The sequence below is a fragment of the [Erwinia] mediterraneensis genome, assembly GCF_900604315.1.
GTDB lineage: Bacteria > Pseudomonadota > Gammaproteobacteria > Enterobacterales > Enterobacteriaceae > Pantoea > Pantoea mediterraneensis_A.
Genome location: NZ_LR026978.1, coordinates 2,021,640 through 2,042,398, shown reverse-complemented (window position 1 = coordinate 2,042,398; position 20,759 = coordinate 2,021,640). Strand labels below are relative to the sequence as shown.

The following is a 20,759-nucleotide window of genomic DNA, read 5'->3' as shown; positions in this document are numbered from 1 at the left end:
GTCGTCGCAGCTAAAATTGTATGACTAAAGCGTTAGTGTGGTGGAAAAACAACACAATGTCACCCTGACTCATTATGACCGTCTCCGGCTAAATGTCATGGCGCCACGGAGAAATAATGAGTTACGAGCGCGCTACATTCTAGCGACCGCAGCCGCCGTTGTCTTTAAGATTCAGGAGAGTGCATGGAGTTCAGTGTAAAAAGCGGTAGCCCGGAAAAGCAGCGCAGCGCCTGCATTGTTGTTGGCGTCTTTGAACCGCGCCGTCTGTCACCGATTGCCGAACAGCTGGACAAAATCAGCGACGGTTATATCAGCGCCCTGCTGCGCCGCGGAGAACTGGAAGGCAAAGCCGGCCAGACGCTACTGCTGCATCACGTGCCCAATATCCTCTCAGAACGCATTTTGCTGATTGGCTGCGGCAAAGAACGTGAGCTGGATGAACGTCAGTATAAGCAGGTTATCCAGAAAACCATTAATACGCTGAATGATACCGGCTCGATGGAAGCAGTCTGTTTTCTCACCGAACTGCATGTCAAAGGCCGTAACACTTACTGGAAAGTGCGTCAGGCGGTTGAAACCTCCAAAGAGGCGCTTTACAGCTTTGACCAGCTGAAAAGTAACAAAGCCGAGCCGCGCCGTCCGCTGCGTAAGCTGGTGTTTAACGTGCCGACGCGCCGGGAATTAACCAGCGGCGAGCGCGCCATCCAGCATGGCCTGGCAGTCGCCGCCGGCGTGAAAGCGGCGAAAGATCTGAGCAATATGCCGCCGAATATCTGTAACGCGGCCTATCTCGCCTCGCAGGCGCGCCAGCTGGCGGACGCCTGGAGTAAAATCACTACGCGCGTGATCGGCGAACAGCAGATGAAAGAGCTGGGGATGAACGCCTATCTGGCGGTGGGTGCCGGTTCGCAGAATGAATCGCTGATGTCGGTGATTGAGTACAAAGGCAGCCCCGATGCGGAGGCGCGTCCGATTGTGCTGGTGGGCAAAGGGCTGACCTTCGACTCGGGCGGTATCTCCATCAAACCCGCCGAAGCGATGGATGAGATGAAGTATGATATGTGCGGCGCGGCTTCGGTCTACGGCGTGATGCGTATGGTGGCCGAGCTGGATCTGCCGCTGAATGTGGTTGGCGTACTGGCGGGCTGTGAAAATATGCCGGATGGCCGCGCTATGCGTCCGGGCGATATCCTGACCACCATGTCCGGTCAGACGGTCGAAGTGCTGAATACCGATGCGGAAGGCCGTCTGGTGCTGTGTGATGCCCTGACCTACGTGGAACGCTTTGAACCTGAAGTGGTGATTGATGTTGCGACCCTGACCGGTGCCTGCGTGATTGCGCTCGGCCATCATGTCAGCGGCCTGCTGTCGAATCATAATCCGCTGGCGCATGAGCTGATCGGTGCGTCTGAACAGTCCGGCGACCGTGCCTGGCGTCTGCCGATGCTGGACGAGTTTCAGGAGCAGCTGGAGTCCAATTTTGCCGATATGGCCAATATTGGCGGACGTCCGGGGGGCGCGATTACCGCGGCCTGCTTCCTGGCGCGCTTTGCACGTAAATATAACTGGGCGCACCTGGATATCGCCGGTACTGCCTGGCGTTCCGGCAAGGCGAAAGGCGCAACCGGCCGTCCGGTGCCGATGCTGTCACAGTTCCTGCTGAATCGCGCCGGACTGAACGGCGACGACTGAGGTTTTACCTGTGCCTCCGCTACCCTCTTCCACAGGGAGAGGGACGAAGCGAGTCGCCTTCGCCCACAGAACGAACAGACCGGCATCGCTGCCGGTTTTCCCCTCTCCTCCGGGAGAGGGTCGGAGTGAGGAGCAAAGCAACGTTTCCTCATCCATATTCAGAAAAGCAACACCTTAGCGTCAAGGCAACATCATGAAAAACGCCACCTTTTACCTGCTCGATCACGATACGCATGTGGATGGCCTTAGCGCTGTCGAAGCGCTGGTATGCGATCTGGCCGCCATGCGCTGGCGTGAAGGCAAACGCATCCTGATCGCCTGTGAAGATGAGCAACAGGCGATTCGGCTGGATGAAGCGCTGTGGCAGCGCCCGGCGAACGCTTTTGTCCCGCATAATCTGGCAGGTGAAGGGCCGCGCTACGGCGCACCGGTGGAGCTCGCCTGGCCGCAGCGCCGCGGCAACGCGCCGCGCGATCTGCTGATCAGCCTGCTCCCGCAGTTTGCAGATTTTGCTACTGCTTTCCATGAAGTGATAGACTTCGTACCGTTCGAAGAATCTCAGAAACAGCTGGCGCGCGACCGCTATAAAGCCTATCGCAGCGTCGGCTTCCACTTGAATACGGCAACGCCGCCTCAGCCGCAAACGACATAGCAGAAATGGAAAAGACATATAACCCGCAAGATATCGAGCAGCCGCTTTACGAGCACTGGGAAAAGCAGGGCTACTTTAAACCTCATGGCGATACCAGCCAGGAAAGCTTCTGCATCATGATCCCGCCGCCGAATGTCACCGGCAGCTTGCATATGGGTCACGCCTTCCAGCAAACCATCATGGACACCATGATCCGCTACCAGCGTATGCAGGGGAAAAATACCCTATGGCAGGCGGGTACGGATCATGCAGGTATCGCGACCCAGATGGTAGTAGAGCGGAAGATCGCCGCTGAAGAGGGCAAAACGCGCCAGGATTATGGCCGTGACGCCTTTATTGACAAAATCTGGCAGTGGAAAGCGGAATCTGGCGGCACCATTACCCGTCAGATGCGTCGCCTGGGTAACTCCGTGGACTGGGAGCGTGAGCGCTTCACCATGGATGAAGGGCTCTCCAACGCGGTGAAAGAAGTCTTTGTTCGCCTGTATAAAGAGAACCTGATTTACCGCGGCAAGCGCCTGGTAAACTGGGATCCGAAACTGCGTACCGCCATCTCTGACCTTGAAGTGGAAAACCGCGAGTCAAAAGGCTCCATGTGGCACATCCGCTATCCGCTGGCAGATGGCGCGAAAACCGCTGACGGGAAAGATTATCTGGTGGTCGCTACCACGCGTCCGGAAACCCTGCTGGGCGATACCGGCGTTGCGGTAAACCCGGAAGATCCGCGTTATAAAGATCTGATCGGCAAGGACGTGATCCTGCCGCTGGTGAATCGTCGTATTCCCATCGTGGGCGACGAACATGCCGATATGGAAAAAGGCACCGGCTGCGTGAAAATTACCCCGGCCCACGATTTCAACGACTACGAAGTGGGTCGCCGTCATCAGTTGCCGATGATCAACATCCTGACCTTTGACGGCGATATCCGCGAGCGCGCTCAGGTTTACGATACCAACGGTATTGAAAGCGACATCTACAGCGATGAAATTCCGGCAGCTTTCCGGAAAATGGAGCGCTTCGCCGCGCGTAAAGCGATCGTCGCCGCCGTTGAAGATCTTGGCCTGCTGGATGAGATCAAACCGCATGACCTGACCGTGCCTTACGGCGACCGTGGCGGCGTGGTGATCGAACCGATGCTGACCGATCAATGGTATGTGCGCACTGCCCCGCTGGCGAAAGTGGCGGTTGAAGCGGTAGAAAATGGCGACATCCAGTTCGTGCCGAAGCAGTACGAAAACATGTACTTCTCCTGGATGCGTGATATTCAGGACTGGTGTATTTCACGTCAGCTCTGGTGGGGCCATCGTATTCCCGCCTGGTATGACAACGACGGCAACGTCTATGTCGGCCGCAGCGAAGAGGAAGTACGCGCGGAAAACCAGCTGGGCGCGGATGTGGCGCTGCGTCAGGATGATGACGTGCTCGACACCTGGTTCTCTTCCGGGCTGTGGACCTTCTCTACCCTGGGCTGGCCGGAAAACACCGAAGCGCTGCGCACCTTCCACCCGACCAGCGTGCTGGTGAGCGGTTTCGATATCATCTTCTTCTGGATTGCCCGCATGATCATGCTGACCATGCACTTCATCAAAGATGAAAACGGCAAGCCGCAGGTGCCGTTCAAAACCGTCTACATGACCGGTCTGATCCGTGACGAAGAAGGGCAGAAAATGTCCAAGTCCAGGGGGAACGTTATCGACCCGCTGGATATGGTCGATGGTATCTCCCTGGAAGCGCTGCTGGAAAAACGCACCGGCAACATGATGCAGCCGCAGCTGGCGGAAAAAATCCGCAAGCGCACCGAGAAACAGTTCCCGAACGGCATTGAGCCGTCCGGCACCGATGCGTTGCGTTTTACCCTGGCTGCGCTCGCTTCTACCGGTCGCGATATCAACTGGGATATGAAGCGCCTGGAAGGCTACCGCAACTTCTGTAACAAGCTGTGGAACGCCAGCCGTTTTGTGCTGATGAACACGGAAGATCAGGATTGCGGTCAGAACGGCGGTGAGATGACGCTGTCGCTGGCGGATCGCTGGATCCTCAGCGAGTTCAACCGCACGGTGAAAGCCTATCGTGAAGCGCTGGACAGCTACCGTTTCGATATCGCTGCCAACCTGCTGTATGACTTCACCTGGAACCAGTTCTGTGACTGGTATCTGGAGCTGACCAAGCCGGTGATGAGCAATGGCAGCGAAGCTGAGCTGCGCGGTACGCGTCATACGCTGGTAACGGTGCTGGAAGCGCTGCTGCGCCTGGCGCATCCGATCATTCCGTTTATTACGGAAACCATCTGGCAGCGCGTGAAAGCACTGAAAGGCATCAGCGACGACACCATTATGCTGCAGTCTTTCCCGCAGTATGATGCGGCCAATGAAGATGCGGCAGCGCAGGCGGATATCGAGTGGATGAAACAGGCGATCGTGGCGGTACGTAATATCCGTGCTGAAATGAATATCGCGCTCAGCAAGCCGCTGGATGTGCTGCTGCGTAACGCCTCGCCGGACGCTCAGCGTCGCGTAGAGGAAAACCGTAGCTTCCTGGCGCGTCTGGCGCGTCTGGAGAGCCTGACGGTGCTGCCGGCTGGCGAGAAAGGCCCGGTGTCCGTAACCAAAATCGTTGAAGGCGCCGAACTGCTGATCCCGATGGCGGGTCTGGTGGACAAGACGGCTGAACTGGATCGTCTGGCGAAAGAGTTGGCTAAACTCGACGTCGAGATCGAAAAAATCCAGGCGCGGCTGGCTAACGAAGGCTTTGTTGCGCGCGCGCCGGAAGCGGTGGTTGCCAAAGAGCGTGCTCGCATCACCGAGCTGGAACAGTCAAAAGCAAAACTGATTGAACAGCAGGGTGTGATTGCGGCATTGTAAAGCTTCGCCAGCTGTCACGTAATTAACGCTAAGCCGGGCTCGCCCGGCTTTTTCTTTTGGATGAGATATCAATGACGACCAACACTGCAACCCAGCTCGCGCTTCAGATGCGCCCGATTACTGCGGCGGATAATCCCCATATCGCCCGGGTCATCCGCACGGTTTCCGCCGAGTTCGGCCTTACCGCAGACAAAGGTTATACCGTTGCCGATCCACAGCTGGACCAGCTGTTTGAGCTCTACAGTACGGATAACAGCGCCTATTGGATTGTCGAACAGCAGGGGAAGGTAATGGGCGGTGGCGGTATTGCTCCCCTCGCCTGCAGTGCGCCAGATATTTGCGAACTGCAAAAGATGTATTTCTTACCTGACGTGCGTGGCCGCGGGCTGGCGCGTAATCTGGCGTTACGTGCAATGGCCTTTGCTCAGGAGCGCGGCTTCAAACGCTGCTATCTGGAAACCACCGGCAACCTGACGCAAGCGATTAAGCTGTATGAGTCGCTGGGGTTTGAGCATATTGAAAGCGCGCTGGGTTGTACCGGCCATGTGGATTGCGAAGTGAGAATGTTGAAGGTGTTGTAAATAGCCTTTTTAATGGCTTCATTATGATTTTATATTAACCTCAGGTTGGTTGAACCATAATAAGCCATCAGGAAATTCATGCCAGGGAGGCATTATGAATCCTTTTTGTAAAGCCGATCGTGAAGGTTTCCTGTACTGGAACGGAGTGGATTTTTTACACTTCCGGGCCATGCCTGATAATCAAAAATATCTTACTGGCATGAATTACCTTTGGGCCTGTAAATCCTCCTGGCTCGTTTACAATAAAGACCGAATTCTTACAATAGCTACACAAGAGAAAATTCCCGCCATGTTACTGGCGGGCGTTGCGGTTGCTGAAGTTGCTGGAACACCAGAAAGACTAAAAGGATAGGGTGTATTACAGTTCAGACAGTGCATTGAATGCCCCATACGCAAAGATAATTAATGATCTAATGCTGTGTCAGTGGGTGCTGTGGCTATACAATCAGGCGTAGTTGCAAAGACACTGGGGTTGAATCCTGATAACCTTAGTTCTCTTCAACAATTTCAGCTGGCTAATTTTTTATATAATAATGATTTCAACCTTCGCGTAGTTGCTCAGCATTTAAATTATCTTATAAAGTATGATTTTCCCGATTCTGATACAACAAAACTTAGCGAGGCGCAAATTATCCTGGCTGGCTAAAGGTACAATCGAGGCATCCAGCAAAATAAACAGGATTTTATTGATTCCATCAATGCGCCTGAAGGTACACCACAACGGGAGTATAGTTCTTATGGGAGAAGAACCCTGGAGAAACGGAAAACGCTTAACCTTATATCAGCAATTAAAGAATGAAATGGAAAAAGAATCTTTTTATTCTTTATCTATGGGTTATTTTGCGATTTTAACATCGCTTACCTTTCTTACTTTAAAGAAGAACGATACATTGATGGTAATGAAATAAAAACTACCTGTGATGCGTATCGGGTTTTTATGGTTGATGATATCAGAGCATTTACTGCTTCCTTCACGCTGATACTTATATTGCCCTTTATCTTGCCAGTCCTGCGACGCAAGCACGCTACCCGCTGGCTGACACTTGCCATTTTACTGTTACTTCTTTTTTGGTACTGGCGTTTCTTTGGCCGGCTGCAATGGTGTGTCTGAATATACACGCTTAACAACACCATACAGAAAGCAATCAGAACCTGACGTACTATCCTGACATTAAATCCCGTTTGTATTCGTTTCGTTTTCGTGTAAAGCTCAGCCTCTTATTATTTTTCTTATTTTTGTCTGGCTGTGGATCTGATACCCTGGCCTTCCGTGATAAAGGCGATGCGGCTATCAGTAATAACACTCTCTGTATCTCTGCCGGACCCGGCGATGTCCTGAGCTATTATTTACTCAGTGCCTCAACAAACAATTATCAAACCCCCTGGCAGTAGAAACCAATGTAAAACGCCGCTGGCCGGATACCTGTATTCCTTACATGATGAAATATCCAGCGGACTATGATCTGATGTACATATTAAATAACAAAAAATATCGCTTAGCTTTTAAAACCGGCCTGAACGGAGAAATTATCTGGCAGGAGAGGTAACTTACAGCAGGCCTGTTACGCCTGCTGTTTTCGCTGCCATTCAGGAGGCCGTGGTAGCCGCCGCCGCTGTCCATGCCGGGACACCGCTGTGAAAACGCAGCTCATTATCCGGCCCGGAAATCAGTCGGGCTTCGGTTTCGCCAATTTTCTGCACGCGTGGGGCGATATCTTTCGGTGAAATCTGCGCCGCCAGCATCAGGTAATCCTGGTAATGACGCGCTTCCGAACGCAGCAGCGAAATATAAAATTTCTCCAGTTCGGCATCGAGATAGGGTGCCAGGCTGGCGAAACGTTCGCAGGAGCGCGCTTCGATATAAGCACCACAAATCAGCTTATCCACCAGCGTGTCGGGTTCGTGGGTCGTCACTTCCCGCAGCAGGCCTTTGGCATAACGGCTGGCGGTGATCTTCTGATAAGGGATCCCGCGCGCCTGCATAATCTCCCAGACCTGATAAAAATGATGCAGTTCCTCTTTGATCAGCAATACCATTTTTTCCACCAGATCGTCCGCCCATGGCAGTTCGTTGCGTACGATAATGCTCTTCGTCAGATTTTTATGGGCGTTGATAAAATTGCTGTCGCGATCTTCACGGTAGATAAAATCTTCATAGGGCTTCAGCCAGGCAAGGATCGCATCGCCGCTCGGTTTGTCGGCGACATACTTGCGGATAAGCCAGGTTGCGGTTTGCGCGGCTTTCAGCTCGCAGACCATATGATCAGTGAGCAGCAGGGTTAAATTTTCCGGCTGGCGCGCGGCATCAATCCATGCCTGCGGCGTACGGCAGTGGAGAAATTGCCAGATGGGTTCAAGCAGAGCAGCGTAATTCATGGCGTGTATCAGAATCTGAAAAAACAAAAACGCAGGGGCGGCTCAGCGGCCGCCCCGACTGTCAGTGGCGAATACCGTCATCTTCGTCGTCGACGAACTCGTCATCATCGCCATCTTCAGCATCGGGATCTTCAAAATAGGTGCCCCAGCCGTCATAGTCGACGTTGTATTTGCCCGCCAGGTTCACTAACTGCTCCACCTGGGCGTCAATCAGTTCCGGATTGAGCGCCGATTCGCTGAGAATGTCCACGCACATGACCGTGGTGCCATCTTCCAGCTCCAGCTCTTCCGGCTCCGTTACCTCATAGCCCAGTTTGAAAGCATCGACGGCCGCTTTTTCCAGCGAATCGAAATTGTTGCAGGAGAGATGGTGCTCAATAGTATAGAGCGCATCAGGGTCGCTGCCGTCATCCAGCAGTTCCTCAATGATCAGGCGCGTCTCTTCACGCTGCTCTTCCAGCAATTCTTCGTATGCCATGGTGATGTCCTCATGTTCGGCAAATACAGGCGATGTCCTGCAATTATTTTCCCACACTGCCCCGCGCGCCACTACACAAAAGAGAAAGTTTATTTCTGTCGGGGTTGAAAATGCATATTCATACGTTTAAATTGAATTTTAATTCAATTATTCGCTTATCCGGAGCACGCTATGTGTCAGCTTTATCACCGTCATTTCCTCAGACTGCTCGATTTTACCCCTGCCGAGATTGCGCATCTGCTCAGCCTCGCCGCTGAATTGAAACAGGCAAAGAAAAGCGGTCAGGAAACCCAGTATCTGAAAGGGAAAAACATTGCGCTCATCTTCGAAAAAGACTCGACCCGTACCCGTTGCTCTTTCGAAGTTGCCGCTTACGATCAGGGTGCCCATGTGACTTATCTCGGCCCGAGCGGCAGCCAGATTGGTCATAAGGAATCCATTAAGGATACTGCCCGGGTGCTGGGCCGCATGTATGACGGCATTCAGTATCGCGGCTACGGCCAGGAAATCGTCTCCACGCTGGCGGAGTATGCCGGTGTGCCGGTGTGGAACGGCCTGACCACGGAATTCCATCCGACCCAGCTGCTGGCGGATCTGCTCACCATGCAGGAGCACCTGCCCGAAAAACCGCTGCAGGCGATGACGCTGGTTTATGTGGGCGATGCGCGCAATAACATGGGCAATACCATGCTGGAAGCGGCTGCGCTGGTGGGGCTGGATCTGCGCCTGGTGGCGCCAAAAGGCTGCTGGCCCGAGGCGGCGCTGGTGGAAAGCTGTCGCCAGGCGGCAGAAAAAACCGGCGGCAAAATCACCCTTACCGAGCAGATTGCCGAGGGGGTTAAAGGGGCCGATTTTATCTATACCGATGTCTGGGTGTCGATGGGCGAGCCAAAAGCGGTCTGGGAAGAGCGTATCGCGCTGCTGCGTGACTATCAGGTCAACAGCGCCATGCTGGCCCTCACCGGCAATCCACAGGTGAAATTCCTGCACTGTCTGCCCGCTTTTCATGATGACCAGACCACGCTGGGCCGACAGATGGCACAACAGTATGGTTTCCAGGATGGCATGGAAGTCAGCAATGCAGTGTTTGAATCGGAACAGAGCATTGTGTTTGATCAGGCGGAAAACCGTATGCACACCATTAAAGCGGTAATGGTCGCCACCCTGGCTCAGCCGTAATTGCCACCCTCTTCTGCCGAAGGGGGGCGCGCTCACCGGCGACGCAAACGTTTACTTTTTTCGCTTGAAGCAGCACGGCGAATGCGTATAATGCGCCACAATTTGCCGGGAGGAAGCATGCAACAGCAGCGCAGCGTACATCATCACGCCACATCTCGCCTGAACGCAGGCGGCGCGCCTGTTGCTTTTCGTCACCGCATTGATCGTCAGCAAGCCCCTCACGCAGGGGCTTTTTTTTGCCCGCAATCCGGCACGCGTAGAGGAGAGAGACATGGCTAACCCGCTATATCGCAAGCACATTATTTCCATTAACGATCTCAGCCGTGAAGAGCTGGAGCTGGTGCTGCATACGGCCGCGCAACTTAAAGCGCAGCCCCAGCCGGAGCTGCTGCGCCATAACGTGATTGCCAGCTGCTTTTTTGAAGCCTCCACGCGCACGCGCCTCTCGTTTGAAACCGCCATGCATCGTCTGGGCGCTTCGGTGGTCGGCTTTGCCGACGGCAGCAACACCTCGCTCGGCAAAAAAGGTGAGACCCTTGCCGATACCATTTCAGTGATTGGCACCTATGTAGATGCCATTGTGATGCGCCATCCGCAGGAGGGGGCCGCGCGCCTTGCCACCGAGTTTTCTGGCGGCGTGCCCGTTCTCAATGCCGGCGACGGCGCCAATCAGCACCCGACGCAAACACTGCTCGATCTCTTCACCATCCGGGAAACCCAGAGCCGTCTTAACCAGCTGAACGTGGCGATGGTCGGCGACCTCAAGTATGGCCGTACCGTCCATTCGCTCACCCAGGCGCTGGCGAAATTCGCGGGCAACCGCTTCTTCTTTATCGCTCCCGATGCGCTGGCGATGCCAGCCTACCTGACCGATATGCTGGATGAGCAGAATATTCCCTGGAGCCGTCACGACAGCATAGAAGAGGTGATGCCGCAGCTGGATATTCTCTATATGACGCGCGTGCAGAAAGAGCGGCTCGACCCCTCCGAATATGCCAACGTCAAAGCGCAGTTTATCCTGCGTGCCGCCGATTTAGCGGGCGCGCGCGACAACATGAAGGTGCTACATCCGCTGCCGCGCGTGGATGAAATCACCACCGACGTGGATAAAACGCCGCACGCCTGGTATTTCCAGCAGGCGGGCAATGGTATTTATGCACGCCAGGCCCTGCTGGCCCTGGTACTGAATAGCGAACTGGCTCTGTAAGGAGGAACACCGCATGACTCACGATAACAAACTGCAGGTTGAAGCGATTAAATGCGGCACGGTCATCGACCATATTCCGGCGCAGGTAGGTTTCCGCATCCTGTCGCTGTTTCGCCTGACGGAGACCGAGCAGCGCATCACCATCGGCCTGAATCTGCCCTCGCGCGAACTGGGGCGTAAAGATCTGATTAAAATTGAGAATACCTTCCTGACGGAGGATCAAATCAATCAGCTGGCGGTGTATGCGCCGCACGCCACGGTGAATCGTATCGATGAATATGAAGTAGTGGCGAAGCTGTCGCCGACGCTACCGGAGCGCATCGAACGGGTGCTTACCTGCCCGAACAGCAACTGCATCAGCCGCACGGAGCCGGTGAGCTCCAGCTTTGCCGTGAAGGCGCGCGGCGATGAAGTGCACCTCCAGTGTAAATATTGCGAGAAAGCGTTCGCCCGTCATGTGGTGCTGGGTCACTGGTAATCCCTTTTGACCTCCCTATAATGGGGTCCGCGGGCGGTGAAGGCGCCGCCCATTCGGGTTAATCAAGGAGAAGCTATGTCGCGCGAAATCAGTACCGAAAAGGCTCCTGCCGCCATTGGTCCCTATGTACAGGGCGTGGATCTGGGCAGCATGATCATCACCTCCGGTCAGATTCCGGTTGATCCCACCACCGGCAGCGTTGCCGATGATATCACTGCCCAGACGCGGCAGTCGCTGGAGAACGTCAGAGCGATTGTGGAAGCTGCTGGCTTGCAGGTGGGCGATATTGTGAAAACCACGGTCTTTGTAAAGGATTTGAATGACTTCTCCACGGTAAACGCCGCCTATGAAGCCTTTTTCAGCGAGCATAACGCCAGCTTCCCGGCGCGCTCCTGCGTGGAAGTCGCGCGTCTGCCGAAAGATGTCAAAATCGAGATTGAAGCGATCGCGCTGCGTCGCTAACCGCTGCCTTTTCCGCTCTCTCCTGTCAGCGGGAGGGAGCGAGACCACTCCTCTCTCCCGCGCGCTGATATTTTCCGCCTGTTGCCGTGATGCGTTATCGTCCTGATATTGCGCTTCTTCCTGCTGACCGCCCGCAGTTTTTCTCCTGCTTCACTCTGAAATTTGCGTGCCCTGGTTGGCAGTCTGCCTTTCATGGCTAACCTTAGAGATATGAAAATAAGCAGTACGCGAAACTTATTGGCCCGACAGCGGCCCTTTCTACGCAGGCAGGACTGAGCATGATGAACACGCTTCCCTGGTGGCAAAACGGCGTTATCTATCAAATTTATCCCAAGAGCTTTCAGGACACGACCGGAAACGGCACCGGCGATCTGGCCGGGGTGATCCACCGCCTGCCCTACCTGAAAACCCTGGGCGTAGACGCCATCTGGCTTACCCCCTTTTATATTTCGCCACAGGTGGATAATGGTTACGACGTCGCGAACTATACCGCTATCGATCCGCTCTTTGGCACGCTTAACGACTTCGATAATCTGGTCGAACAGGCGCACCGGCACGGGCTGCGGGTAATCCTGGATATGGTGTTTAACCACACCTCAACGCAGCATCACTGGTTCTACGAGGCGCTGAACCGGGAGAGCCCCTATCGTGACTACTATATCTGGCGTGACGGCTCGCCGGGCACCCCCCCGAATAACTGGAAGTCGAAATTTGGCGGCTCCGCCTGGCGCTGGCACCCGGAAAGCGGTCAGTACTATATGCACCTCTGGGCACCGGAGCAGGCCGAACTCAACTGGGAAAATGATCACGTACGCGCCGAGCTGAAACAGATCGTCAACTTTTGGGCCGACCGCGGTATCGACGGTCTGCGTCTTGATGTGATCAATCTGGTATCCAAGCATCAGGACTTTGCCGATGATCCTCATGGCGACGGCTTGCGTTTCTACACCGACGGGCCGCGCATTCATGAGTTTATGCGCGAGATGAGCCGCGATGTCTTCCGTCCACGCGAGCTGATGACGGTAGGTGAAATGTCATCGGCCACACTGGAACATTGTCAGCAATACAGCGACTGGAGCGGTGAAGAGCTGTCGATGGTATTCAGCTTTGATCATGTGGAAGTCGATTTCTGGCAGGGACAGAAATGGACGCTGACGCCGCTCGATCTGGTGGCGCAAAAGGCGATTTTCACGCGCTGGCAACAGGGCATGCATAATCGCGGCTGGAATGCCCTGTTCTGGTGTAATCACGATCAGCCGCGCGTGGTATCGCGCTGGGGCGACGAAGGCGAATATCGGGTCATATCCGCGAAAATGCTGGCCATGACGCTGCACGGCATGCAGGGCACGCCCTATATTTTTCAGGGCGAAGAGCTGGGTATGACCAACCCGCACTTCACGCGCATTATCGATTACCGTGATGTTGAGAGCCACAGCATGTTCGCCGAACTGCGTGCGCAGGGGCGTGACAGCGATAACCTGTTAGCGATTCTCGCCAGCAAATCGCGTGATAATGGACGTACGCCGATGCAATGGGACGCCTCACCCAACGCGGGCTTTACCGAGGGAACGCCGTGGATCGGCATGTGCCCGAATTATGAAAGCATTAATGCCGAGGCGGCGCTGGCTGACCCCGACTCGGTGTTTTATACCTATCAGAAGCTGATCCAGCTGCGCAAAAGCCTGCCCATTCTGACCTTTGGCGATTATCAGGATCTGCTGCCGGAGCATCCCCATCTCTGGTGCTATCGGCGTCACTATGCGCAGCAGAATCTGGTCGTTATCGCCAACTTCAGCGGCGAGGCGCAGACCTGGCACCCGGATCCTTTTAGCGGCAGCTGGGACGTGCTGTTAAGCAATTACCCGGACGCGCATCCTCAGCCCGGGGAGATGATGCTGCGGCCGTGGGAAGCGATCTGGTGGCTGCAAACCCTGCGCTGAACATCTTTCCGACAGCAAGCGCGCTTCCTTGCGCCAGGTCAAACCGCCGCTGATTAATTTGCGCACAAACGCTATATGTGGTGATTACAATCCTTAAAGGCACAATATATTGACTTTAAGGAGAAAGGGCATGGCGAAGCAGGTAGTGAAACGCGATGGCCGCCGCGTCAGTTTTGATGCACAGCGTATTCAGACTACGGTAGAAGCCGCGGCGCAGGCGGTACAGATTGCAGATCGCCGCTGGGGGGCAGAAGTCGCGCGCCGCGTGAGCGAACAGCTGGCGGCGGTTGATGAGGTGGATATTGAGCAGATTCAGCAGGCGGTGGAAAACACCCTGCTGCAGGGGCCTTATCCCGCGCTGACCGCGGCCTGGATCGCCTGCCGCCAGCAACGCGATCGGTGCCGTGATGAGCGCAGCCAGCTGCATCGGGCCATCCGTGGCCTGCTGCTGCAGAGCGACGCCAGGCTGTTAAATGAAAATGCCAATAAAGATGGCAAGGTGATCCCGACACAGCGCGATCTGCTGGCGGGCATCGTCGCCAGACACTATGCGCAACAGCACCTGTTGCCGCCTGACGTGGTCGCGGCGCATGAACGCGGTGAGATCCACTATCACGACCTCGACTACGCGCCCTTTTTTCCGATGTTTAACTGCATGCTGATCGATCTGCACGGGATGCTGAACCAGGGCTTCAATATCGGCAATGCGGAAATCGAACCGCCCCGTTCCATTGCTACCGCAACGGCAGTCACCGCCCAGATCATCGCGCAGGTTGCCAGTCATATTTACGGCGGCACCACGATCAATCGCATTGATGAGGTGCTGGCGCCCTTTGTTAAACTCAGCCTGGCGAAACACCGCGTCGTGGCGCAGCAGTGGCAGATCCCCGATGTGGACGCTTATGCCCACGCACGCACGGAAAAAGAGTGTTTTGATGCTTTCCAGGCGCTGGAGTATGAAATCAACACGCTGCATACCGCCAACGGCCAGACCCCCTTTGTCACCTTCGGTTTCGGCCTCGGCACCGACTGGGCCGCCCGTTTAATCCAGCAGTCCATTCTGCGTAATCGCCTTGTCGGGCTGGGCAAACATCATAAAACCGCGTTGTTTCCCAAGCTGGTGTTTGCCATACGCGACGGGGTTAACCGGCGACCGGGAGATGTGAACTACGACATTAAGCAGCTGGCGTTAAAGTGTGCCAGCAAGCGCATGTATCCCGACATCCTCAATTATGATCGGGTGGTAGAGGTTACCGGTTCGTTCAAAGCCCCGATGGGCTGTCGCAGCTTCCTCGCGCCTTATGAAGAAAACGGCGAACTTATCCACGAAGGCCGCAACAATCTTGGCGTGATCAGCCTGAACCTGCCGCGTATCGCCCTTGAAGCCCGGGGGGATGAGCCGCGCTTCTGGCGTCTGCTTGATGCCCGCCTGGCGCTGGCAAAACAAGCTCTGATGACCCGTATTGCCCGCCTGGAGCATACCAAAGCGCATGTGGCGCCGATTCTCTATATGGAGGGAGCCTGTGGAGTGCGCCTGGCGGCGGATGAGGCGATTGGACCACTTTTTCGCAACGGGCGCGCGTCGCTGTCACTGGGCTATATTGGCCTGCATGAAACCCTCAATGCCCTGAGCGGCGGTGAACACCATCCCTTTGATGATGCGCAACTGCGGAAAAAAGGCGTAGCGATTGTGGCGCATCTGCGACGCGCGGTGGACAGCTGGAAAGCGGAAACCGGCTACGGCTTCAGCCTCTACAGTACGCCGAGCGAAAACCTGTGCGACCGCTTTTGCCGTCTTGATGCCGCACAGTTTGGCCTGATTCCGGGCGTGACGGACAAAGGCTATTACACCAACAGCTTCCATCTCGACGTAGCAAAAAAGGTCAATCCTTACGACAAGATCGATTTTGAAGCCCCCTACCCGGCGCTGGCCAGCGGCGGCTTCATCTGTTACGGCGAATTTCCTGATATGCAGCACAACCTGCAGGCGCTGGAGGATGTCTGGGATTACAGCTATGACCACGTGCCCTATTACGGCACCAATCTTCCCGTCGACGCCTGTTACGACTGCGGCTACAGCGGTGAGTTTACCTGCACCAGCAAGGGTTTTGTCTGCCCTGCCTGCGGCAATCACGACCCGGCGCGCATTTCGGTAACGCGCCGCGTCTGCGGCTATCTCGGCAGCCCGGAGGCCCGCCCGTTTAATGCTGGCAAGCAGGAGGAGGTGAAACGACGCGTCAAACACCTCAGCGCGGGAGCGGCACAATGAATCCGCTCTATTATCATCGCTACTATGATGTCGACATGGTGAACGGGCCGGGCACGCGCTGCACACTGTTTGTGTCGGGCTGCGCGCATCAGTGTCCCGGCTGCTACAACCAGCGCACCTGGCGTGTGGATTCTGGCCAGCCCTTTACGCCGGCGCTGGAGGCGCGGCTGATTGCGGACCTGCAGGATCGCCGCATTCCGCGCCAGGGATTGTCGCTGAGCGGCGGCGATCCGCTTCATCCCTGTAATGTTCCTGCCATTTTGCGCCTGGTGCAGCGGGTACGCAGGGAATGCCCCGGTAAAGATATCTGGCTGTGGACCGGTTATACCCTGGCGGAGTTAACGCTGTCGCAGCGCCGGATCGTCGCAGAGCTGGATGTGCTGATTGATGGCCGTTTTATTGCCGAACAGAAAGATCCTGCTCTGCCGTGGCGCGGCAGCCGTAATCAGGTGATTCATTATCTGCGTTCGCGCGACGCCTGCTGTGCCAGCCGGGGAATATCGGCGGACTCAATAATCGTCACCGCTTCCTGACCGGCTGAAAACGCCGCTGTCATCATCGCTTTTGCCACTGCTTGTGCCGGTACGGCACGCCAGTTGCCGGGCAGCATGCTGAACAGCGGCGTCATCAGGCTCTCGCCGCTGCGTTTCTGACGGCGCTCGCCCAGCAGCAGCGAGGGGCGTATCAGCGTCAGACGTGGCCAGCCCTGATGACGCAGGGCGTTTTCCATTTCGCCCTTCACACGGGAATAGAAAAAGGGGGAGTGCCGGTTAGCGCCATGGGCGCTGACCACCAGCAGATGTTTCGCCCCCAGGCGCAGACCGGTCAGGGCGCTGTCGACCACCAGCGTATAATCAACGTGCAGGAAAGCCTCCCTGCTGCCCGCCTGCTTGCGTGTGGTGCCGAGGCAACAGAAAACCATATCCAGAGCCTGATCCATCGGGCGCAGCACATCAGTAAGATCCTCCTCTATCGGATTGATAACCTTGCGTATTGCCGGCAGTGGGCGGCGTGTTGGCGCGATAATTTCATCCACGCGCGCATCATCAATCAACAGACGCAGCAGGTGAGCGCCGACCAGGCCGGTCGCACCCGTCAGTAATACGCGGTTCATCATAATTCTCCCTCAGCATGGTCGCCGTACAGGCACTCTGATTTAAAAGATAGCTCTGTTTTGCGTACTGAAACGCAACGGTGCAGTGCTGCACCATGACTGTGCTCACAAATTCGCTGTCGGACCGCCAGCACTGGCGCCAGCTCTCTGAATACCTGGCACAACTTCTGCATAGTAGTTAGCAACTTGTATACATGATCGCATACCAGTGAGCTGAATCGGGGGAGAATGAAATGGCTAACCATAACAACGATAAGATCAATACACAGCGTCGCCAGTTGATGAAATATTCTGCACTGGCGCTGGGCGGCATCGCGCTGGGCGGACTGCTGACCAGTCCGGGCGCGCGCGCGGCAGATGAAGAAATCCTGATCGGCTACTGGCCGATTGTCGGAGGTCTGCCGCTCTATGTCGGAATAGAAAAAGGGCTGTTTAAACAGGCGGGGTTGAATGTCCGTGCGGTGAAATTTGCCAGCCCGCAACAAGTGGTGGAGGCGATGATCACCGGGCGCATTCACGGTTGTGCCAACGGCACGGCAACCGGCGCGCTGGGCCTCGGCGCCATCACCAGCCCGGATCTGTTTAAAATCATCTGTTCAAATCCATCCAATGAAAACATGGTGCTGGATGAGTTTCTGGTCCCAACGAACAGCAGCGCGAAAAGCATCGCGGATTTAAAGGGAAAACGCATCGCCTGCGGCCCCGGCATTCAGAACGTCACCATGGCGAAAATCATTCTGGAGAAAAACGGCTTCAGCAATACCAAAGTCATTGAACTGCCGGTCGGACAGCATGCGCCGTCGCTGGCTGCCGGGCAAATTGACGGCGTTTACACCCTGGAGCCTGTCGGCACCGTAGCGCGCATGAAAGGCATGGGCAAAGTGCTGGAAACCGGCGTGATTGCCAGATATGTGCTGGGCGATGCCAGCGCCCCCTGGTTCGGCGGCGCGGCGGCGTTAACCACCCCATTCATTAATGCCAACAAAGCACGGGCGCAAACACTGGCGGACGCCTATGGCGCGGCGGTGACATTTATCCAGCAACAGCCGGAAGAGGCGCGCCAGTTTGTCGCCAGTTATACCGGCATCGACGCAGCGCTGGTAAAAGAGGTGCCGCTGCCAGGTTTTGTCATGTACGACCAGCTCAACGGCGACAATCTGCAGTGGTTCCAGAAGTTCTATGACGTCTTCACCGAGCGCAAAATTTTCAGCAAGCCGCTTGATGTCGCATCTTTAATCTATAAAGCCTGAGGAGAGCAATCATGACCGGACGCTTCAGCCAACGCTTACTGCCCATTGTCGGCCCACTACTTCTGTTTCTGCTCTGGCAAACCGCTGTCAGCGCCCACTGGCTTAATCCGGTTCTGCTCCCCTCGCCCGGCGCGACGCTGAGCTACCTGTCTGGCGCGCTGGTGGATGGCAGCATGAATCAGGATATCAGCGCCACTCTCTATCGCACGCTGATGGCCTTTCTGTTTGCCGCCCTGATTGGCGTGCCGCTGGGCGTGATGCTGGGCAGCAGCGAAAGTTTATACCGCAGCGTAGAGTTCCTTGTGGATTTCTTCCGTTCTACGCCCTCTTCGGCGCTGATCCCGCTCTTTTTGCTGATATTCGGCATTACCGATACCAACAAAATTGCGATTGCCGCTTTTGCCGCCGTGCTGGTGATCCTGTTTAACAGCGCCTACGGCGTCATGAATGCGAAGAAAACGCGCATCATGGCTGCGCAGGTGATGGGCGTCTCGCGCTGGCACATCTTCAAGGACGTAATGTTGATGGAGAGCCTGCCGCAGACCTTTGTTGGCCTGCGCACCGGGGTATCGATGGCGCTGGTCATCGTGATTGTCGCGGAGATGTTTATCGGCTCGGAAACCGGGCTTGGCCATCGCATCATTGATGCCCAGCAGCTGTTTAACATTACCGATATGTACGCCTCGATTCTCATCACCGGCGCGTTTGGTTATTTACTGAATCTGGCCTTCCTGCTGATCGAAAAACGCTGTGTTCACTGGAGTGGTAAAGCATGAAAAATCCTGTTTATCCCAAACCCAATACACACGTCACGATACGTGGTCTGGATAAAACCTTTGCCGGACAGCCGCTTTATCAGAATCTCAATCTGGATCTGCCTAAAGGTAAAATTGTCTCCATCTTTGGTCCTAACGGCTGCGGCAAATCCACCCTGATGAATATGGTGGCCGGGCTGATCCCGATCGATAGCGGCGAGGTTTTATTTGAGGGCAAAACGCTGGCGCAAACCAATATCGGTTATGTGTTTCAGAACTATCGTGATGCGCTTTTCCCCTGGCTCAGCGCCTGGCAAAATATCGCCTATCCGCTGAAACGACACGGCATGGCGGCAGAGGCGGTGAAAAAACGTGTCGCGGAACTGGCCGACATGTTTGATATTCGCTTCGATCTGCAGCGTTATCCCTATGAACTCTCAGGGGGACAGCAGCAGACGGTGTGCATTATGCGTGCGCTCGCGACCGAACCGGAGGTAATGTTTCTGGACGAGCCTTTCTCCGCGCTCGATTTTGAGATGACGCTGTTTATCCGCGATAAACTGCAGCAGGTGCAGCTGGCCACCGGCGTCACCATGCTGATTGTCTCGCACGACCTGGAAGATGCCGTGTTCCTCGCCGATGAGATCCTGTTACTGACCCGACGGCCAACCCAGGTGGCGGAAATCGTGCCCTTCGATTTGCCGCGCCCGCGTACCGCTGAAGTCATGAGTCATCCGGAATTCATTCGCGTGAAAGCGCATACGCTGGAGGTATTTAAACGGGAAATGGCCGCCAGCTAAGCGCAGCGTATCGCCGCCTTGACAACTGCTGGCGCGGAACTCTCTGTTGCCGCCTGACTTGCATTTTCAGCACAGGCGGCCAGGCTTAACAGACGCTTCAGGAGAGTTCGGTAAAGCGCTTCACGTTTAAAGGAGGAGAAAATGAGCAAGAAAGTAGCGGTGTTGATCACCGATGGATTTGAAGACTCAGAATTTACTTCACCCGCTGAGGCCTACAGCAAAGCAGGACATGAAATTGTCACTATTGAGATGGAGGCAGGAAAAACCATCAGGGGCAAACAGGGCAAAGCCGAGGTGAAAATCGATAAGTCTATTGATCAGGTGAGCCCGGCGGAATTTGATGCCTTGTTGCTGCCAGGTGGACACTCACCCGATTCGCTGCGTGGCGACGACCGTTTCGTCAACTTTACCAAAGAGTTTGTTGCCAGCGGCAAGCCGATTTTTGCCATTTGTCACGGGCCGCAGTTGCTGATCAGTGCCAATGGCGTGCGGGGCCGCAAGATGACCTGTGTGAAAGCGATCGCTATCGATCTGCGCAATGCCGGTGCGGATTTTTACGATAAGGAAGTGGTGGTGGATGACGATATTCTGGTCACCAGCCGTACTCCGGACGATCTGCCCGCCTTTAATCAGGAATCACTGCGCATTCTGAATGCATCTTAAGA

General features: G+C 55.4%; 22 protein-coding genes. 19 read left to right on the top strand and 3 right to left on the bottom strand.

Features of this window, described 5'->3' with window-relative positions; translation table 11 throughout:
- Window positions 1–183: 183 nt before the first annotated feature.
- From pepA to E0E17_RS20610, 8 genes are all read left to right on the top strand, one after another.
- Window positions 184–1,692 (top strand): leucyl aminopeptidase, encoded by a 1,509-nt coding sequence (pepA, locus tag E0E17_RS09495; RefSeq protein ID WP_130833747.1) that lies wholly within the window; start codon window positions 184–186, stop codon window positions 1,690–1,692.
- Window positions 1,693–1,885: 193 nt separating this feature from the next.
- On the top strand, window positions 1,886–2,344 hold the full coding sequence (locus tag E0E17_RS09490) for a DNA polymerase III subunit chi (RefSeq protein ID WP_130833745.1): 459 nt from the start codon (window positions 1,886–1,888) through the stop codon (window positions 2,342–2,344).
- A 5-nt stretch (window positions 2,345–2,349) separates the two neighbouring features.
- A complete protein-coding gene (locus E0E17_RS09485; RefSeq protein ID WP_130833743.1) occupies window positions 2,350–5,205 on the top strand; it encodes a valine--tRNA ligase in 2,856 nt (951 codons plus the stop codon).
- Window positions 5,206–5,276: 71 nt separating this feature from the next.
- Window positions 5,277–5,786: a GNAT family N-acetyltransferase gene (locus E0E17_RS09480; RefSeq protein WP_130833741.1), complete on the top strand. Its 510-nt coding sequence runs from the start codon at window positions 5,277–5,279 to the stop codon at window positions 5,784–5,786.
- 94 nt (window positions 5,787–5,880) lie between these two features.
- Window positions 5,881–6,138: a hypothetical protein gene (locus tag E0E17_RS20550; protein WP_337587005.1), complete on the top strand. Its 258-nt coding sequence runs from the start codon at window positions 5,881–5,883 to the stop codon at window positions 6,136–6,138.
- A gap of 66 nt (window positions 6,139–6,204) precedes the next feature.
- Window positions 6,205–6,432 (top strand): hypothetical protein, encoded by a 228-nt coding sequence (locus tag E0E17_RS20545; RefSeq protein WP_337587004.1) that lies wholly within the window; start codon window positions 6,205–6,207, stop codon window positions 6,430–6,432.
- Window positions 6,433–6,523: 91 nt separating this feature from the next.
- The gene (locus E0E17_RS20420; protein WP_237680839.1) at window positions 6,524–6,694 is read left to right on the top strand and encodes a hypothetical protein; all 171 of its coding nucleotides are present in this window, start codon (window positions 6,524–6,526) and stop codon (window positions 6,692–6,694) included.
- Window positions 6,613–6,897: a DUF2645 family protein gene (locus E0E17_RS20610; protein WP_369408703.1), complete on the top strand. Its 285-nt coding sequence runs from the start codon at window positions 6,613–6,615 to the stop codon at window positions 6,895–6,897. Before E0E17_RS20420 ends, E0E17_RS20610 begins: the two co-directional genes overlap by 82 nt.
- 476 nt (window positions 6,898–7,373) lie before the next feature.
- Here E0E17_RS20610 and miaE read toward each other — a convergent pair whose 3' ends face one another.
- Together miaE and rraB are read right to left on the bottom strand one after the other, a co-directional pair.
- On the bottom strand, window positions 7,374–8,162 hold the full coding sequence (gene miaE, locus E0E17_RS09465) for a tRNA isopentenyl-2-thiomethyl-A-37 hydroxylase MiaE (RefSeq protein ID WP_130833739.1): 789 nt from the start codon (window positions 8,160–8,162) through the stop codon (window positions 7,374–7,376).
- Between the two features lie 61 nt (window positions 8,163–8,223).
- A complete protein-coding gene (gene rraB, locus E0E17_RS09460; RefSeq protein ID WP_130833737.1) occupies window positions 8,224–8,640 on the bottom strand; it encodes a ribonuclease E inhibitor RraB in 417 nt (138 codons plus the stop codon).
- A gap of 171 nt (window positions 8,641–8,811) precedes the next feature.
- On the opposite strand from rraB, the gene argF reads away from it, so the two are divergent.
- The 7 genes from argF (at window position 8,812) to nrdG (ending at window position 16,708) form a co-directional block, all read left to right on the top strand.
- Window positions 8,812–9,819: an ornithine carbamoyltransferase gene (argF, locus tag E0E17_RS09455; protein WP_130833735.1), complete on the top strand. Its 1,008-nt coding sequence runs from the start codon at window positions 8,812–8,814 to the stop codon at window positions 9,817–9,819.
- Window positions 9,820–10,090: 271 nt separating this feature from the next.
- Window positions 10,091–11,026: an aspartate carbamoyltransferase gene (gene pyrB, locus E0E17_RS09450; protein WP_130833733.1), complete on the top strand. Its 936-nt coding sequence runs from the start codon at window positions 10,091–10,093 to the stop codon at window positions 11,024–11,026.
- Between the two features lie 13 nt (window positions 11,027–11,039).
- Entirely contained in the window at window positions 11,040–11,504 is a 465-nt protein-coding gene (gene pyrI / locus E0E17_RS09445; RefSeq protein WP_130833731.1) for an aspartate carbamoyltransferase regulatory subunit, read from the top strand.
- A gap of 75 nt (window positions 11,505–11,579) precedes the next feature.
- Window positions 11,580–11,966, top strand: coding sequence for a 2-iminobutanoate/2-iminopropanoate deaminase (gene ridA, locus E0E17_RS09440; RefSeq protein ID WP_130833729.1), 387 nt, complete (start codon window positions 11,580–11,582; stop codon window positions 11,964–11,966).
- Window positions 11,967–12,244: 278 nt separating this feature from the next.
- Complete coding sequence (treC, locus tag E0E17_RS09435) at window positions 12,245–13,906, top strand: alpha,alpha-phosphotrehalase (RefSeq protein WP_130833727.1); 1,662 nt, start codon at window positions 12,245–12,247, stop codon at window positions 13,904–13,906.
- Window positions 13,907–14,036: 130 nt separating this feature from the next.
- The gene (nrdD, locus tag E0E17_RS09430; protein WP_130833725.1) at window positions 14,037–16,175 is read left to right on the top strand and encodes an anaerobic ribonucleoside-triphosphate reductase; all 2,139 of its coding nucleotides are present in this window, start codon (window positions 14,037–14,039) and stop codon (window positions 16,173–16,175) included.
- Complete coding sequence (gene nrdG, locus E0E17_RS09425; protein WP_130833723.1) at window positions 16,172–16,708, top strand: anaerobic ribonucleoside-triphosphate reductase-activating protein; 537 nt, start codon at window positions 16,172–16,174, stop codon at window positions 16,706–16,708. Before nrdD ends, nrdG begins: the two co-directional genes overlap by 4 nt.
- Here nrdG and E0E17_RS09420 read toward each other — a convergent pair.
- On the bottom strand, window positions 16,633–17,289 hold the full coding sequence (locus tag E0E17_RS09420; protein ID WP_130835504.1) for an NAD(P)H-binding protein: 657 nt from the start codon (window positions 17,287–17,289) through the stop codon (window positions 16,633–16,635). The two genes, nrdG and E0E17_RS09420, sit on opposite strands and share 76 nt — an antisense overlap.
- A gap of 233 nt (window positions 17,290–17,522) precedes the next feature.
- Here E0E17_RS09420 and E0E17_RS09415 point away from each other — a divergent pair, with 233 nt between their 5' ends.
- From E0E17_RS09415 to E0E17_RS09400, 4 genes are all read left to right on the top strand, one after another.
- Window positions 17,523–18,539, top strand: a complete 1,017-nt coding sequence (locus tag E0E17_RS09415) for an ABC transporter substrate-binding protein (RefSeq protein ID WP_130833721.1) — start codon at window positions 17,523–17,525, stop codon at window positions 18,537–18,539.
- An 11-nt stretch (window positions 18,540–18,550) separates the two neighbouring features.
- Window positions 18,551–19,315 carry an ABC transporter permease gene (locus E0E17_RS09410; protein ID WP_130833719.1) on the top strand — a complete coding sequence of 255 codons (765 nt, stop codon included), beginning with the start codon at window positions 18,551–18,553 and terminating at the stop codon, window positions 19,313–19,315.
- Window positions 19,312–20,094 (top strand): ABC transporter ATP-binding protein, encoded by a 783-nt coding sequence (locus E0E17_RS09405; RefSeq protein ID WP_130833717.1) that lies wholly within the window; start codon window positions 19,312–19,314, stop codon window positions 20,092–20,094. The genes E0E17_RS09410 and E0E17_RS09405 overlap by 4 nt, the downstream gene beginning before the upstream one ends.
- Before the next feature lie 141 nt (window positions 20,095–20,235).
- Window positions 20,236–20,757, top strand: coding sequence for a type 1 glutamine amidotransferase domain-containing protein (locus E0E17_RS09400; RefSeq protein WP_130833715.1), 522 nt, complete (start codon window positions 20,236–20,238; stop codon window positions 20,755–20,757).
- Window positions 20,758–20,759 lie beyond the last annotated feature (2 nt).